The sequence below is a fragment of the Sphingomonas sp. PSPC2-2 genome, assembly GCF_049897725.1.
Classification (GTDB): Bacteria; Pseudomonadota; Alphaproteobacteria; order Sphingomonadales; family Sphingomonadaceae; genus Sphingomonas.
Genome location: NZ_JAFCWU010000010.1, coordinates 104,610 through 117,663, shown reverse-complemented (window position 1 = coordinate 117,663; position 13,054 = coordinate 104,610). Strand labels below are relative to the sequence as shown.

Genomic DNA, 13,054 nt, shown 5'->3' with positions numbered 1-13,054 from the left:
ATCCTACTCCGCGGCGATCGCGATCTCGTCCGCCTCGACGAGATTGCTCACCCATTTTTCGGGATTGTCGGGAAAGGCGATCCGCTCGATCGCTTCGTCCATGCTCATGCCCTCTGCGATCAGCGCGTCGATCGCAGCGAATGTCCTCGGGCTCGAGGAGAAGAGCGTGGCCGAATAGGGATCGAGCACGAGGCGGCCGACAGCGAGCGTATCGGGCCCTTTGATCATGATGTCCGAATATTCGAAGCCATTGCGCTTCAGCGACCGCAGCAAGGCGTCGGTGTAATCGTCCATCTCGAAGCGATCGTGCTTCTTGAAATCCGCGATCGTCTCCGGCTTTTGCTGGAGGATGACGAACCAGTCCGAGTTCTCGAGCGCGGCGATCGAGCCGGCCGACTTGTAGTAATCATTGAGTGACTGGGTCGCGGTGACCAGCGACGCGCCGTATTTCCGGCAAGTGCGAGCATAGGTCTCGATGAAGTCGGCCATCGCGCCGCCACGGAGCATCTGCCACGCCTCGTCGAGCAGAAGCGCCTTGGGGATCGAGCGATCAAGTTTGCGCATCATCTGCTGCGACATGAACATGATCGCGGTCAGCACGACGCTGCGCAGTTCCTCGCGCGCCGACAGGTCAGACAGTTCGAAGACGGTGAGCTGCGCTTGCAGCTCGAACGAGACTTCACCCTGAAAAAAGCGCCCGTACGTGCCTCCCGACGAGAAGGGCCGCATCGCGATCCCGAGATTGGATGCCAGCACGTTGCCGGTCGCCTCCAGGGCTGCGATCACCAGATCGATCGAGCCCTTGCTGCCATGCTCCTCCCAGACTTGGTTGACCGCACCGTCGATCAGGCCTCGCTCGGTGTCATCGAGCACGTTGATGTGGCGCGACATCTGATTGATGATCGCTTTGAGCATCGCCATGCAGTCGAGGAGATAGTCTTCGTCCTCAGCAGCCTGAGCCTGGTCGATCATCGAGAAGGGATTGAGGCAGAAGCCCGAGCTCATTGTGAATTCGACGAAGGCGCCGCCCTGCAGCTTTGCCGAGTGCTCGAACGAGCGGCCGTCGTCGATCACGACCACCTTCGCACCGGCGCCGCAGAGCGAGCCGCACAGCTCCTGGAGCGCGACCGACTTGCCTGAACCCGACTTGCCGAAGACCGCGACATTGTGGTTGCCGGCGGCATTCTCGAACGGGCTCCAGAAGAAGGGCTGGCCACGCCGGCCGATCAACAGCAAATGGGGTATCTGGCCGCCCAGATATTCGCCCTGAATCGGTGCCAGATTGGCCGCCGTCGTGGTGAGCAGCGTTCGCATCCGCTTCATGCGCTCGAGGTCCTTCGACAGGCCGTTGGCCATCGTCATCGGCATCGCGCAGAGCAGCCCCATGACCTGCAGGTAGCGGTCGTCGAGCAGGTCCCAGCCTGCAGCCCGATATACCGACTTGAGCACGCGCTCGTTGCTGTCACCCCTGCCCTTGGGCGAAAAGGCGGTGACGCTAAAAAATACCCGGACGAGCTTGCGACCCTGCCGGATCTCCTCGTTGACGTAGCGCCACTCCTGAGATTGGTCGCGCAACTGTGGCAGGAATCTCGACGACTTTGAATCGGCGAGGCTCGTCGTCCGCATGAACTTGTAGCTCGCCTTGTTGGTCGAGGCCTGGGCGTCGGGGAAATCGATGCAAAGGTTCGTCGCGACCGGACACGGCATGCGGAGCTTGTCGGTGAACATGTCACCGATCAGACGCGCCACGTCCCACGGCGCCCAGCGCGTCGGCAGATTGCGGACAGAAAACGACCGGACATCGAACACGTCGGGATAGATTTCGCCGATCTCCGGCGCGCCCTTGACCGTCTTTCCGGTCGGCCGGAAGCGCTCGGTCCGTAGCAACATCCGGTCCGGCTCGACCTGCAACTCGATGTCGCGGCGGATCGCCTGGTCCGCGATCGGATCGAGCGGATTGTAGCTGACGGCGTCATCGCCGGCGGCGGTGGTCGGCGACGTGATGTCGTCGATCCATCCGATCAGTGCCACCGGGTCCATCGTGCGCGCCGCGACGTTGATCGACGCAAGCGAAGAGATGATCCCTTCCATCACCGAGACGATCTGCTCGACAGACACGCTCGACGATTCTGGGGTCGAGTAAGAAATTGCGACACGGTGGTTGCGGAGGCAGAATGGCGCGTCGGCCGATAACGAGTCCCAGACACCGTCCGTCAGAAAATCGACGCGGTGCTTGGCCATCCGTTCGTAGACGCCGCGGGCCGAATAGCGCGGCAGATACCATTTCGAGAGCCGCTCGCCGATGCGCGGTGACATCCACTGGTGGAACTGCAAACATCCCGGTGCTGGAATGCCCTCGGATAGGAACTGTGCCAGGATTTCGCCGGTGCGCTCGTCGGCTCCAACCAGTGGCGCCGCCTCGATCACAAATCCGCGCGACGCGCTGTTGTAGAAGATACCCGTCTTCGGATCGTAGCTGCGATAGGGCAGCCAATGCGCGAGCATCGGGACCGCGAGATCCGGCTGCTGCGCGTCGGGACGCTTGCTGTCACCGAACACGCCGGCGAGGAGATCGTCGAAAAAGCGCCGCGCCATCTCAATTCTCCTGCGGCACGGACGCGGGGAATCCTGCGGCTCGGACGACTGGCTTGGCGTCTGGCTTGGCTGCCGGCAGCGTTCCTGCGCCGACCGCGCTTCGTGCCCCGTCTTGAGCCTCGGTTGCCTGCGCTTGATATTGTGGACTCGCTTTCACCCGCGCGATCGCTTCGGCACCGATGGTCGTTTTGGGCGCCATCGCCACACCGGACGGAGTGGCAATTGTCGTTTTCGACAAGGCTGGCGCTGCGCCTGGGTTACCCGTTGGGCCAGCGGCCTCCCGCGCTGGTGTGGGTGCCTTCGCCGGCTGCAACCGGCCCCTTCCCGCGGTCGGTACGGGGCCCGGGGCGTTGCGGCCCGCCTTGGGGGCTAGACGAGCCGCAACGTCGGACTTGATCGCTGCGACCGGATCGGCACTGCGCGCCCGCGCGGCGGCCACCGCCGCAGGATCAGGAAGGTCTGGATCGATCGCCGCGACATCGACGATCGCAGGGTCGGCGCGATCGACGGCGTCTGCGAGCGATTCCGGCATCGCGCTCATCGAGGACGCATTGCGATCAGGAATAAGCGTTGCAGATGCCAGCGACTGTTGCTGCCATTCACCGCTCTGCACGACCGCGTGGACCGCGCTCGTCTCGTGCAAGCGCCCGCGTTCATCGATATAGGGCTGGAAGACAATCCGAAGCACCCGCTCCTGGGTACGCCGAGCATCGCGGGGCACGACGGGCACGATCTTCCGGGTCGCAGCCGTCCGCGACGCCCGCGCCTTCGGGCGGGTTTCCATATAAGGTCCGGCGGGCGTTGCGTCCCCGCCTGCACTCTCACCTGCGATCATCGCCAGCGCGCGGTCGTCGATCGATGAAGAGGGCGCGCAGATGCCATCGGGCGCAGCGCAAGAGAAGCTGCCCCGCACATTGCTGCCGAACGTCGCGCAGCCACTGAGCAGAGCCAGCGCTGCCAGAGCGGCCGATCCGAGTAGGAGCGGTGATCGGTGGGATCGACCCAGCCGCCGGCTCACGACTTCGCTCCCCTGAGCCAGGCCTCGAGGAACTCCTTCGGCCGATAGCCTTCGAGGATTGCACCGTCGCTGCGGACGATGATAGGCGTTGCGTTCAGGCCGTGCTTCTGGGCAAACTTCTCATTGGCATCGAGGCCCTTGGTGTCGCAGGCCGCGGGCGCTTTGAACGGCTCTCCCGCGTAAGCGGCATAAAGCGCCTGTTCCTGGTTCTTGGAGCAGTAGACGCGATCGGCAATGTCTCGGCTGCCGAGGACCGAGATCGGTCGCTCCACGACCTTCACGTCCATACCGCGCAAGACGTTGGTGAGCGCGCGGCAATAGCCGCAGCGGAAATCCGTGAAGATGGTGACGCTTTGTTTGGCCGTCTTATTACCCCAGACGATCGCGCCCTCGTTCGGCAAGCCGGTCAGGTTAAGCATGGCAGGGCGCGTGGGGACCGTAGTCCGCCCGGCACTGGCTGAAGCGCTCGTAACTTCCCCCCCGCCCTCCTCGCCGCCGGCAGCTGCCGCGGCATTTGCTTTCGCAGCCCCGCCGACCAACATGTCGGGGTTGATCTCGAGTAGCCGGGCCGCCGTCAGATCCTGGCGCGTCTCCATGTCGTAGACGCGGCCGATGATAAGATAACGAGCACCGTGATTGACGTAGAAGAGGTTCGCGCCCGCGGTGACCTCGCAGAGCCCTTCGATTTTCTCGCAATTGACCTTGGAGACTTCCGTCTTCGGCAGACGCGCCTTCAGGAGACCCGTAACCTTTGCTTCGTCTGGACCCGCCACATCGGCGGCCAGTGCGATGCTAGCCACGCCGATCGCGCCGATCGCCGCCAGGACGGGAGCCCGCCGTGTGAAAAGGCGCAGCTTACGCAGTCGATCAATTGCGGACATACACACCCTCCAGGAAGACGATTTCGACATCGATGCCGGTCGGCATCTCGATCACAGGCTGATATTGCTCGGCGCGCTCGATCAGATATTTCGAGACGTCCTTGCCGGACTCCGCGGCACCGCCGCCGAGCGCGCGCAGGCCGACGCTGCCGAAATTGGGCGTGCGGTTGATGCTGCCCTCGCCATCGCGGGCGATGGTCGCCAAGGGCTGGTTGAAGGCGGTGTTGAGCGCGTTGCCGCCGCCACTGACCAGACCGGCCAGGAAGGCCTGCATCGCGAGAGATCCTTCGCGGCTGACGACGCGGCCGCGGACTCCGGTCTTGCCGCCGAAGGCAATGAAACCTTTGACCTCAGACACCGCGTAGCGACCGCCAGGTTGCGGGCAGGTCATCTTCTGAAGCTTTACGTAGACCTTCTCACTCGACAGATCGCCGCGCGCCGCGCCGTTGATGAGGCAGCCTTCGATCTTGGTCGTGAGCAGCTTGCCATTCTGGTAGACCGAGCGCGCAGGCCCTGTGACGCGGAGAACTACGGGCAACGGATCAGTCTGGCTGTTGACCCCGGCGCTCGCGTCGACGCCGACGATGACCTTGGCGCTCGCGAAGCTGTTCGGCGGCAGATAGTTGATACTATCGCTGTAAGTCGTGGTTCCCTTCGCGACGCGCGTGGCCGTGCCGGTGTCGGCCGTCTGAAAGCTGACCATCTTGACCTCAGCGCCGCTGCCGATGGGCATCGGCCGTCCGGCGGGGCTGGCATCGGGGCGTTGGTAATTCTGGACGCCGTTCGGACCATACATCCCAGAGGGCCCGGGTGCCGGCGGGAGAGCCGTAGTCTTGGAGGCGACCTGCCGCCTCAGTTGGTCATTCTCCGCCTGGTAAGCTGAAAGCACCCGCGCGCCATCGGCGCGCATCGCCTGATTCTCGCCTTTCAGCTGTTCGAGTTGCTGGGCGAGCTGGTCGACCCGTTGCTGCTGCCCGTTGACCGATTTCAGCTGGTTTTCGACCGACTGCATCTGATTTTCCGAGAGCGCCATCCACTCCTGCTGGTTGAGGTTCTTGTTGACCATGTCTTTGGTCGAGACTTCGACCTTGGCGGGATCGCTATCGGTGGAAGCAGATTTTCCGCCGTCGTCGCCGAAGATCCAAAACGAGGAGGCGATGAGCCCGGCGCCAGCGACGCCCGCAAGCAACAGCCGCTGCTTTTTGCGGACGCTCTCGTTCGCGGTCAGATCGCTAGAGACCGGAGAGACGCCCTCCTCCTCTGGTCCTCCATCGAGAGGCGCGCGCTTGCGCCGGAAGATATCGGCCAAAGCCATGTCACTGCCTCCCGTTTTGCGAGACGAGGTAGGCCGTCGTGACCTTCCCTGGATCGAGCTTCGGCTCTGCGATCGACACTGCCAGCGCGCTCGATGGCGCGACCGTCGCTTCGGTCAGCGTCACCGGCGCCGGGCCCTTGTTCTCGATGCGAAGCACGCGGCCGGTGAGATCGGTGCCGCGATATTCGGCGATCATCTGGACTTTAAGCGTGCCGACATAGACCGGCCGAAGCGCCCGTTGGCGCATCTCATAGCCATCGACGACGCTGTTCGAGTACATGGCCTGAACGAGCTCGACGGCCGTTTCCTGCGGATTTGCCGCTGCTAACTGCGGTGTCGCATCGCCCGCCTTGTCCTTCGCGATGGTCGGGTTCGAGATGAATACCTGGACCGCCTGTTCGCCCGCGATGCGGCAGACGAACTTGTAGACATAACCCCGCTTGCTGGTCGCGAAAAAGGAAAGGGCCTGACGGCCGAACCCTTCCGGCACCGACAGATAGATGTCGCCGCGGACCGGCTCGTTCACGACCGAAAAGTCGTCGGCGGGATTGCCCGTCGAGATTTTCGAGACCGAGGCGAATTCATCCTCGACGAGGCTGATCCTGGTGAGGTCTTTTGCCGAGGCGGCGCAGTCGACCTGGCTGCCGTCGGACGCCATTACCGTTTGGTCTGCCCATGCCGGCCCCGCGATGAGGAAGAATGATAACGCGACCAGTGACGCGCCAATGATACGGCTCAGATAGCAGTAATAGCGGGAGAGGAAGACGGCACCGGTCGCGGCGCTGCCAATGGCGTAGACCGACATCACTGATCCTTTTCCTTGCCGGTCGTCACCATTCCAAAGCCGACAAGCTTCAGGGACAGTCCGGAATATTGCCAATCGAAGCGGAAGGTCCGGCGCTCGCTCGAAACGACCTTGTTCCCGACGATCGTGTGCAGATCCCCAGTGACCGTGGACCACAGGTTCTTCGGATCGATTTCCATCGTCTGGATCGTGAAGAACTGCGCGATCGAGGAGCCGCGCTGCTCGTTGACGATCTTCATGAGGTCGCCGCGGATCTTCCCCTGCGCGCTCGGCGCCGTGATCTCGAGGACCGACTTCATCCAATATTCAAGGTTGGCAGGGCTTCGGTCCAGGGTCAGCACCGCTGTGTCGCGGGTTATCAGTTCGAGATACTCGCGAGAGACCCCTGAGCTGCTGACGGCCAAGGGCCGCGCCAGGACAGGCTGCAGCACGATCTCGCGGTCGCGGGTCGCGGTGACCAGCAACAGGATCCCGGCGAGGACTCCCAGGACCACCGACACAATCACGAGGAGATTGCGCTGCCGCAGGACCCGTTGGCTTTGAGCGTGAGTGTGGGAGATCTCCATCTTACCCGGCCATCAATCGGAGATAGGAGGGTGGTGTGGCCCTCATGCCGGTGAAGCCGGCAGGAAGATGCCAATAGGCCAGATGGAGGAGCCAAGACGTCGCCCGCCCTGCCTTAGCCTTCTTCAGTCCCCACCAACCCGCACCCGAAAGAACGACGCCAATGAGAATGTGCTGAGACAGGATTCCCCAGACGAACGGAATAACCATCGCCAGGAATTCATCTAGCGTCCACAGCCCGATTAGCTCAGGGTCGTCTAGATGAGACGGTATGACGTACTTGTCCGCGGCCATTGCACCACCCTCTCCAAAAGCCGGCCGGATCTGCTATTCCGACCGACTGTCGGACCCTTCAGATCGTTGCCGTGACGGTGGAGGTGACGATCGGAATGCCGGTACCCGCGCCGACGCCGACGCCGACCGGGATGGCGATCTGGCCCATCGAGAAACGCCCCGAAGCGAGCGCTACGATGCCGCCGGCGAGCGAGAGGACGGTGATGATCTTGCCGCCCGAGCCCTCGAGGAAGTCGGTGAACTTCGTCAGGGCGGTGTCGAACGTCGTATCGGCGCCGGCGAATGCCGGACCGGCGAACAGGAACAGAGCGAGCGCGAGTGCGATGAGGGCGAAGACCGCCAGCTCCGCACGACCGCTGTACTTGAGGACAGACTGCATGAGAGTTTCCCTTCAATTCGAACGCGACGGAACCGCGCCCGATTGAAAGGTGAGGCCAATCAAATCCGGGCGGCAACGATGCCCTCGGACCGAGGCGGGGATTCCGGGAGGAATGATGGTTGAGCCTGCGACTCCGAGACGCGCCGACCCCGCAACGGGACGGCGCGTCCCAGATCCCGGGACGTCCTGTCCAGCTTTCCAGGAAGCCATGTCCCGATGCAGGGACGGCCGAACGGACGATCATTTGGTGTCCACTTCACCGAGTCGCTGTTTGGACTCGATGCTGCGCGCGTTTCTGCGTATCATTCACGGTGGGGGCGCTGGACGGGTTCGCGTTAGCGCGGGGATCGAACGTCATGGGTGAGAACATGAGTGCGGACAACCGCAACTACGTTCTGGATATTTCCATCGATCTCTTCCGTTTGACGACTGAGAGCCTGCGCCTTCATTCGAACGAGACACGCCAGTACCAGACGCTGGCGAACCTCGTGAACTGTCGCGCTGAAACGAAAAATTGCGGGGAGGAACACAGGCCCGACACGCTGCGAAAGCACTTTCATGCCATACCGACCGATGGGGATATTCACATCAGCCTCGACATCCTGAAGACCAGCGCCGAGAGTCTGGATCAAACGCGCGAGCATCTCTGCCGGAAGCTCGGATCAGACATGACGGTCGGCGACGCATTGTCAGTCTTGCTCTTCGACTATGTCGCCGAGAGAAAGGCCGCTGAAGTGCTCGATCGCATGGGTCTTGGCGAATTCAACCAGAATGGAGACGATAAGCATTCCGGCCAATCCCGAGAAGGAAATGTTTTACCTTTCAAATAGTTAATTTATAGAAACCACAATTTCTCACGTCCACCACGCCTTGCTAATGCTGGGGTGCTATGATTTGCTCACTTGATCCCAAGCACTTGGATCGGGGGGGCAGTGTGAAGTCGTCACTTGCCACGGACGCGGTTTCCGACAGTTCTGATCGTCTCGAGGATAAGGAGCCGCGCGACTATGTCATGATGATCCGGAAGGCGATGGCTGAGCGAGGCCTGCATATCCGTGAGCTCTCGTTAAGGGCGGGCATCAGCAAAAGCAGGCTTGGATTGCTGTTGCATAGCGATCCCAGAAAGCGGCCGAACATTTCCCTGGTGGAATTTCAAAAGATCCTTGCGGCGATGGGCATCAGTATCATCCAAGCGATTATCAGCGTCGAATCGCAAATCGATCCAGATATGCTCTACGACGAACGCTTTACGACGCTCCTCCTGATGCTGTCTGAACTCTTCAGTGGCTTGCCTTCCAGGCTTATCCAGGCTCTTGACGAGATCGAGGGCATCGATGGCACCGAAATCCGACGCGAATGGGCGACTCCCCTCAAGGAGGCCGTGGTCGAAAAGCTGGTAAAGGAAGTCACGAGGATTCTGGCCCGCAGGGCGGAGCTGACCGAGACCAGCCGTATCGGACTATAGCGCGCATGGTCTTCAAAAGGTCGAAACTCTGACGGCACGACCAACTGCGGGCATCGGGCGCCTGGATTGTTGCGAGGCGTCCATCCCAAGATTTGCCGCTTCTGGAACGCCGGCCAAACGGCGCCAGTTCAGCAGCACGCTTTCGACATAGGCTTGGGTCTCGGCGATGCGCGGCACGAAGCCGTTGCGCACGCGCCCGGGACCAGCATTGTAGGCGGCCAACGCCAAGTGCACCTGACCGAAGCGGTCGAGTTGCTGCTTCAGATATTTGGCTCCGCCGCGCAGATTCTGCTCGAGATCGTAGCGATCGACACCCAGGCCCTGCGCCGTATCCGGCATCAGCTGCGTCAATCCAAATGCGTTCTTCGAGGAGTAGATGGATGCTTGGTAGCCGCTTTCCCTAATAATCATCGCGTCGAACAGGCCCGTCGGAATCCCATACTCGCATGCGATACTGCTCATCAGCGCATAGTAGCCGAACCGCCGGTTTTCGGCCGCGGTGCTCAGGAAGCCAGCCGGGCGATACGCGCTCACACCACATCCTGGTGCGTATTGCGTCGCAGCGGCAGCAAAGGCCATTCCGCTCCGCATCCACGGAGGAATTGGAATTGCTGGCGGTGCTGGTGCGGCCGTCTGCAGCGATGCAACTCCGACCCGGGCGACGCCCACATGCGCAAAGGGGTCAATTTCGGTATCAGCGGGCACCGCTGACAGGCCAGCGGACGCAAAGCTGTTCCTCATCTCGAATTCGACCCATCCGCGGCTCAGATCATGGACCCTAAAGGGAGCATTGGACTCCGAAATGCCTGTTGACCTCGCCCCGCCGCCTTTCTCTTCACTCGCGAGCGCCTGCTGGCCTTCTGCGACCTCTGTCGGTGGCGGCCGGCCGGCCGACATCACGATGAGCTGCGCCGTTCTTGTCGGCTTCACCGGCTCTGCGGAAGCATAAGAGGCAACCATGCTACCGACCCAAAGCACCACGCATCTCAGTAGAAGTGATCGCATCTCAACCTCCAAAACCGCGATTTTGAAAAGTTGAGATCCGGCGAATGGGGTTGTCAATGCATCCCGGCTCGGCAAGCATCACCGAAACCCGTACCGACAGGCGCGTCCATGTGGTTGATCGATCGCCATAGCGACGGGCTTAGCAAGGCCCGTATCCCCCTCCCCGGCCCGCTTCGGAAAGCGCTAGTCCGGTGGTATGCCGGCGAGGGCTCCCGGCCTGACGAAGAGGCCGGCATCATGCTTGTCCAGCAGGCGCGCATCGGCGAGAAATGGCTCGCATGCGACTGCCTTGGCAGCGATCGCGAGCCCCCGATGCTCACGCCTGCATTCCTTTCAGAGGCCGAAACCTACTATCTGCGCCGGCTTACCGGCTCGAAGCGCGCCGAACACCTTCCAACCTGCCCCTTCTTTCGTGACCAGGCGACCAACCGCATCAGCGAAGTCCGCAATCCCGAAACACCGGTCGACCCGCCCGTCGGCTACTTCGAGGTCCTGCGGCCCGCTCCCGAGAAGCTTGCTCAACGGCCGGACGAGGAGAGCAGTGACGATCGTACCCGGAACGCCTCCATGCCCAGGTTGGCGCGCCTGCTCTGGCGCCTTTTGAACGTCTCCGGCCTCAACTTCTCCGCCCCGATCTCAGAGGAGTCGACGGAACGCTCGATCACGCATGAATTCGAAGCACTGACCGCGGCGGCGGGAAAGGTCGAGATCGCGCCAGGCATCGAACTCGGCCGGGCACTGTGGACACACGCCAAGGCTCTTCACAGCAAGCGCGCATACGCTGGCATCCGCGAGCTCGCCCGAACATGGCCTCGCGGGCATGCACCCCAAGGCTTTCTGACGGTCTTCGCAAAAGGGTTTCGGGGATCGACCATCTTTCCAGCTGGGTCGGATCCGATTTCCGTTGCAAACCGAATTCAGTCACCGTCGGTACGTGGCAATCACATCAAGGGCCCTTTTCTCATCATCGTGGTGATCGGCGAATATCCCGAGGCCCATGGCTATGCGCCTTTGAGAGCCTATGCTCAGCCCGTTTTCTCCGGCAACCGCTTCATCCCCGTCGATTCAGAATTTGAGCGAAGCATGTTGCGGGCGCTTCTTGGTGCGCGCTACGCCTTGGACCGTGAAGGCATCGACATTGCGATCGAGAAGCCGGTATTCGACAGACTAACACCGCTCGGCTCTTGCCGGCCTGATTTCATGCTTGAGGCGCGCTCGCGACGCACAGGCGAAATCCGGACGCTCATCGTTGAGGCGATGGGATTTTCCAACGAGGAATATCTGGCCTCCAAGGCCGCCACCCACCCGAGAATGGCGCAGATCGCCCCCGTCGTCTGTATCACGCCGGAGGATCTGGAAGCCGGACACGTCGGAAGTATTCTGGCCTACGCGCTGTTAGGTTGAAGCGAGGACGGCCGCGGCCTTCAGTTCCAAGTCAGCGTCGCGGCGAATGATCCGACGATGAGCAGCGTCACGGGCGTCGATAACAAGTAGCTCTTCTGCCAACGCCACCAGGTTCTTGGCAGAAAGCGCAGCACATCGCCGGTCGACTTCAGCCCGAGCCAGGCCCGCTCGCGATACAGATCATAGATTGACGTTGCGACAGACAGCATCACGGCCAGGCCGCAACACACACCTGCCGCCGCGTAAAGCGCGAGCCAGTTGGCGATCTCTGCTTGAGACAGAGTTGTCATAAGCAAAACTCCAATCTCCACACGCGTAATGCCTCGACGTTCTCATTCGAGGATCGATTCCGCCGAAGGCGATCGTCGAGACGGCAACATCTCGGCTAGCCTGACCGATGTAACAACCTCATTTTAGCAACGCGCTGGCCACGTCACCATAGCGAAGGGGGTGAACCCGATCTCGCGTTGGGAAGCGACCCAGATCCAACGTCTCGTCGCCGAATATGAGTGCTACCGAAGTCACCGCATAAGCCGTAGGCCGAGAATATGGCAGCAGCCAAATCACGCGCCTTGTGCTGATGCGTCGCCTGATCTCGGCGAGACCGCGCTGCAATGTCCGTCTTGGTGGGTCGTTGGAGCCAATTGCCATGATGGTCATACCATAGTTCTTTGCAGGTTTACGCCATGCCAGAATCTGCTCGGCGGAGGCGCGCTCGACTGCCATGACATCGCAGTGCAAGGCACGACGCGCATTGATCGCTTGCGCCATACCCACACCGATGCTGTCGCCGAGAATGAGGCACTCGAACATTTCTCTATGCCCCAGGGCCAGGCGCCGCGCCGCTCCTATGGGTTCGCTCAAAAGTTGGCACATTTACCCCGACAAAGTGATTCGAGCTGCGCCTCGAGATCAGCCAATTCTGTCTCGGCAATGATATAAAAGTCTTCCTCCGCCGCGAAGAATCGATGGAGATGGTCTTCCTCTCGCGAAGCCATCAGGGCGGGCCTCTCACCGAGTTGTTCGGGCCATCGACTGACGACGAACTCCACGAGAGCGGCGTGCGCCGCCGCATGGTTGTCGTGGATCGTAATGAACTCCGCGCCTTGGTGTATAATCACCAGAACGGTCGCCTCCACAGTCTCGCTCCCTAGCAACCAAAGCCGATCGGCAAAAAGAGGTCTACCGCAATTCCCTGAGGCCTCGCACGGTACGGCGCCTGTCTGATGCTGTGGATCCCGCGCGGTAGATCAGCGTCTCGACAACGGCGACGGCTATCGCAGCGTGCGCGACCGCTCCTCAGGAGCGCCAGCAACGGATCCAAATCCT

15 protein-coding genes are annotated in these 13,054 nt (G+C 61.6%); 3 read left to right on the top strand and 12 right to left on the bottom strand.

The features are described from left to right. Window positions 1–3: 3 nt before the first annotated feature. From traC to ACP7BY_RS17120, 8 genes are read right to left on the bottom strand one after another with little or no spacing between them, the layout of a single operon-like run. Window positions 4–2,595 carry a type IV secretion system protein TraC gene (traC, locus tag ACP7BY_RS17155; RefSeq protein WP_010405690.1) on the bottom strand — a complete coding sequence of 864 codons (2,592 nt, stop codon included), beginning with the start codon at window positions 2,593–2,595 and terminating at the stop codon, window positions 4–6. 1 nt (window position 2,596) lies between these two features. Next, window positions 2,597–3,613 (bottom strand): type IV conjugative transfer system lipoprotein TraV, encoded by a 1,017-nt coding sequence (gene traV / locus ACP7BY_RS17150; protein ID WP_010405688.1) that lies wholly within the window; start codon window positions 3,611–3,613, stop codon window positions 2,597–2,599. Then, window positions 3,610–4,494: a DsbC family protein gene (locus tag ACP7BY_RS17145; RefSeq protein ID WP_010405687.1), complete on the bottom strand. Its 885-nt coding sequence runs from the start codon at window positions 4,492–4,494 to the stop codon at window positions 3,610–3,612. Before ACP7BY_RS17145 ends, traV begins: the two co-directional genes overlap by 4 nt. Further along, window positions 4,481–5,809 (bottom strand): TraB/VirB10 family protein, encoded by a 1,329-nt coding sequence (locus tag ACP7BY_RS17140; protein ID WP_010405685.1) that lies wholly within the window; start codon window positions 5,807–5,809, stop codon window positions 4,481–4,483. The genes ACP7BY_RS17145 and ACP7BY_RS17140 overlap by 14 nt, the downstream gene beginning before the upstream one ends. Before the next feature lies 1 nt (window position 5,810). Then, the gene (locus tag ACP7BY_RS17135; protein WP_010405683.1) at window positions 5,811–6,614 is read right to left on the bottom strand and encodes a type-F conjugative transfer system secretin TraK; all 804 of its coding nucleotides are present in this window, start codon (window positions 6,612–6,614) and stop codon (window positions 5,811–5,813) included. Then, complete coding sequence (locus tag ACP7BY_RS17130) at window positions 6,614–7,180, bottom strand: type IV conjugative transfer system protein TraE (RefSeq protein ID WP_029622679.1); 567 nt, start codon at window positions 7,178–7,180, stop codon at window positions 6,614–6,616. The genes ACP7BY_RS17135 and ACP7BY_RS17130 overlap by 1 nt, the downstream gene beginning before the upstream one ends. A 1-nt stretch (window position 7,181) precedes the next feature. Beyond that, complete coding sequence (gene traL, locus ACP7BY_RS17125) at window positions 7,182–7,472, bottom strand: type IV conjugative transfer system protein TraL (protein WP_010405680.1); 291 nt, start codon at window positions 7,470–7,472, stop codon at window positions 7,182–7,184. A gap of 58 nt (window positions 7,473–7,530) precedes the next feature. Continuing rightward, a complete protein-coding gene (locus tag ACP7BY_RS17120) occupies window positions 7,531–7,851 on the bottom strand; it encodes a TrbC/VirB2 family protein (protein ID WP_010405679.1) in 321 nt (106 codons plus the stop codon). A 356-nt stretch (window positions 7,852–8,207) separates the two neighbouring features. Between ACP7BY_RS17120 and ACP7BY_RS17115 the strand changes: the two genes are divergently transcribed. Together ACP7BY_RS17115 and ACP7BY_RS17110 are read left to right on the top strand one after the other, a co-directional pair. Then, complete coding sequence (locus tag ACP7BY_RS17115) at window positions 8,208–8,681, top strand: hypothetical protein (protein ID WP_010405677.1); 474 nt, start codon at window positions 8,208–8,210, stop codon at window positions 8,679–8,681. Window positions 8,682–8,785: 104 nt separating this feature from the next. Continuing rightward, a complete protein-coding gene (locus ACP7BY_RS17110; protein WP_010405676.1) occupies window positions 8,786–9,316 on the top strand; it encodes a helix-turn-helix domain-containing protein in 531 nt (176 codons plus the stop codon). A gap of 12 nt (window positions 9,317–9,328) precedes the next feature. Here the strand turns inward: ACP7BY_RS17110 and ACP7BY_RS17105 are convergent, their stop codons facing one another. Next, window positions 9,329–10,276: a lytic transglycosylase domain-containing protein gene (locus ACP7BY_RS17105; RefSeq protein ID WP_137902815.1), complete on the bottom strand. Its 948-nt coding sequence runs from the start codon at window positions 10,274–10,276 to the stop codon at window positions 9,329–9,331. A gap of 153 nt (window positions 10,277–10,429) precedes the next feature. Here ACP7BY_RS17105 and ACP7BY_RS17100 point away from each other — a divergent pair, with 153 nt between their 5' ends. Further along, entirely contained in the window at window positions 10,430–11,725 is a 1,296-nt protein-coding gene (locus ACP7BY_RS17100) for a hypothetical protein (protein ID WP_029622678.1), read from the top strand. A 20-nt stretch (window positions 11,726–11,745) separates the two neighbouring features. Here ACP7BY_RS17100 and ACP7BY_RS17095 read toward each other — a convergent pair whose 3' ends face one another. The 3 genes from ACP7BY_RS17095 to ACP7BY_RS17085 form a co-directional block, all read right to left on the bottom strand. Beyond that, window positions 11,746–12,015: a hypothetical protein gene (locus tag ACP7BY_RS17095; RefSeq protein WP_010405673.1), complete on the bottom strand. Its 270-nt coding sequence runs from the start codon at window positions 12,013–12,015 to the stop codon at window positions 11,746–11,748. A gap of 118 nt (window positions 12,016–12,133) precedes the next feature. Beyond that, a complete protein-coding gene (locus ACP7BY_RS17090; protein WP_010405672.1) occupies window positions 12,134–12,538 on the bottom strand; it encodes a hypothetical protein in 405 nt (134 codons plus the stop codon). Between the two features lie 47 nt (window positions 12,539–12,585). Further along, window positions 12,586–12,864: a hypothetical protein gene (locus ACP7BY_RS17085; protein WP_010405671.1), complete on the bottom strand. Its 279-nt coding sequence runs from the start codon at window positions 12,862–12,864 to the stop codon at window positions 12,586–12,588. Window positions 12,865–13,054 lie beyond the last annotated feature (190 nt).

Bases quoted from the DNA above. Each gene is read 5' to 3' on its own strand.
- traC (WP_010405690.1), bottom strand. From the start codon at position 2,595: ATGGCGCGGCGCTTTTTCGACGATCTCCTCGCCGGCGTGTTCGGTGAC.
- ACP7BY_RS17145 (WP_010405687.1), bottom strand. From the start codon at position 4,494: ATGTCCGCAATTGATCGACTGCGTAAGCTGCGCCTTTTCACACGGCGG.
- ACP7BY_RS17140 (WP_010405685.1), bottom strand. From the start codon at position 5,809: ATGGCTTTGGCCGATATCTTCCGGCGCAAGCGCGCGCCTCTCGATGGA.
- ACP7BY_RS17135 (WP_010405683.1), bottom strand. From the start codon at position 6,614: ATGTCGGTCTACGCCATTGGCAGCGCCGCGACCGGTGCCGTCTTCCTC.
- ACP7BY_RS17130 (WP_029622679.1), bottom strand. From the start codon at position 7,180: ATGGAGATCTCCCACACTCACGCTCAAAGCCAACGGGTCCTGCGGCAG.
- traL (WP_010405680.1), bottom strand. From the start codon at position 7,472: ATGGCCGCGGACAAGTACGTCATACCGTCTCATCTAGACGACCCTGAG.
- ACP7BY_RS17120 (WP_010405679.1), bottom strand. From the start codon at position 7,851: ATGCAGTCTGTCCTCAAGTACAGCGGTCGTGCGGAGCTGGCGGTCTTC.
- ACP7BY_RS17115 (WP_010405677.1), top strand. From the start codon at position 8,208: ATGGGTGAGAACATGAGTGCGGACAACCGCAACTACGTTCTGGATATT.
- ACP7BY_RS17105 (WP_137902815.1), bottom strand. From the start codon at position 10,276: ATGGTTGCCTCTTATGCTTCCGCAGAGCCGGTGAAGCCGACAAGAACG.
- ACP7BY_RS17100 (WP_029622678.1), top strand. From the start codon at position 10,430: ATGTGGTTGATCGATCGCCATAGCGACGGGCTTAGCAAGGCCCGTATC.
- ACP7BY_RS17095 (WP_010405673.1), bottom strand. From the start codon at position 12,015: ATGACAACTCTGTCTCAAGCAGAGATCGCCAACTGGCTCGCGCTTTAC.
- ACP7BY_RS17090 (WP_010405672.1), bottom strand. From the start codon at position 12,538: ATGTTCGAGTGCCTCATTCTCGGCGACAGCATCGGTGTGGGTATGGCG.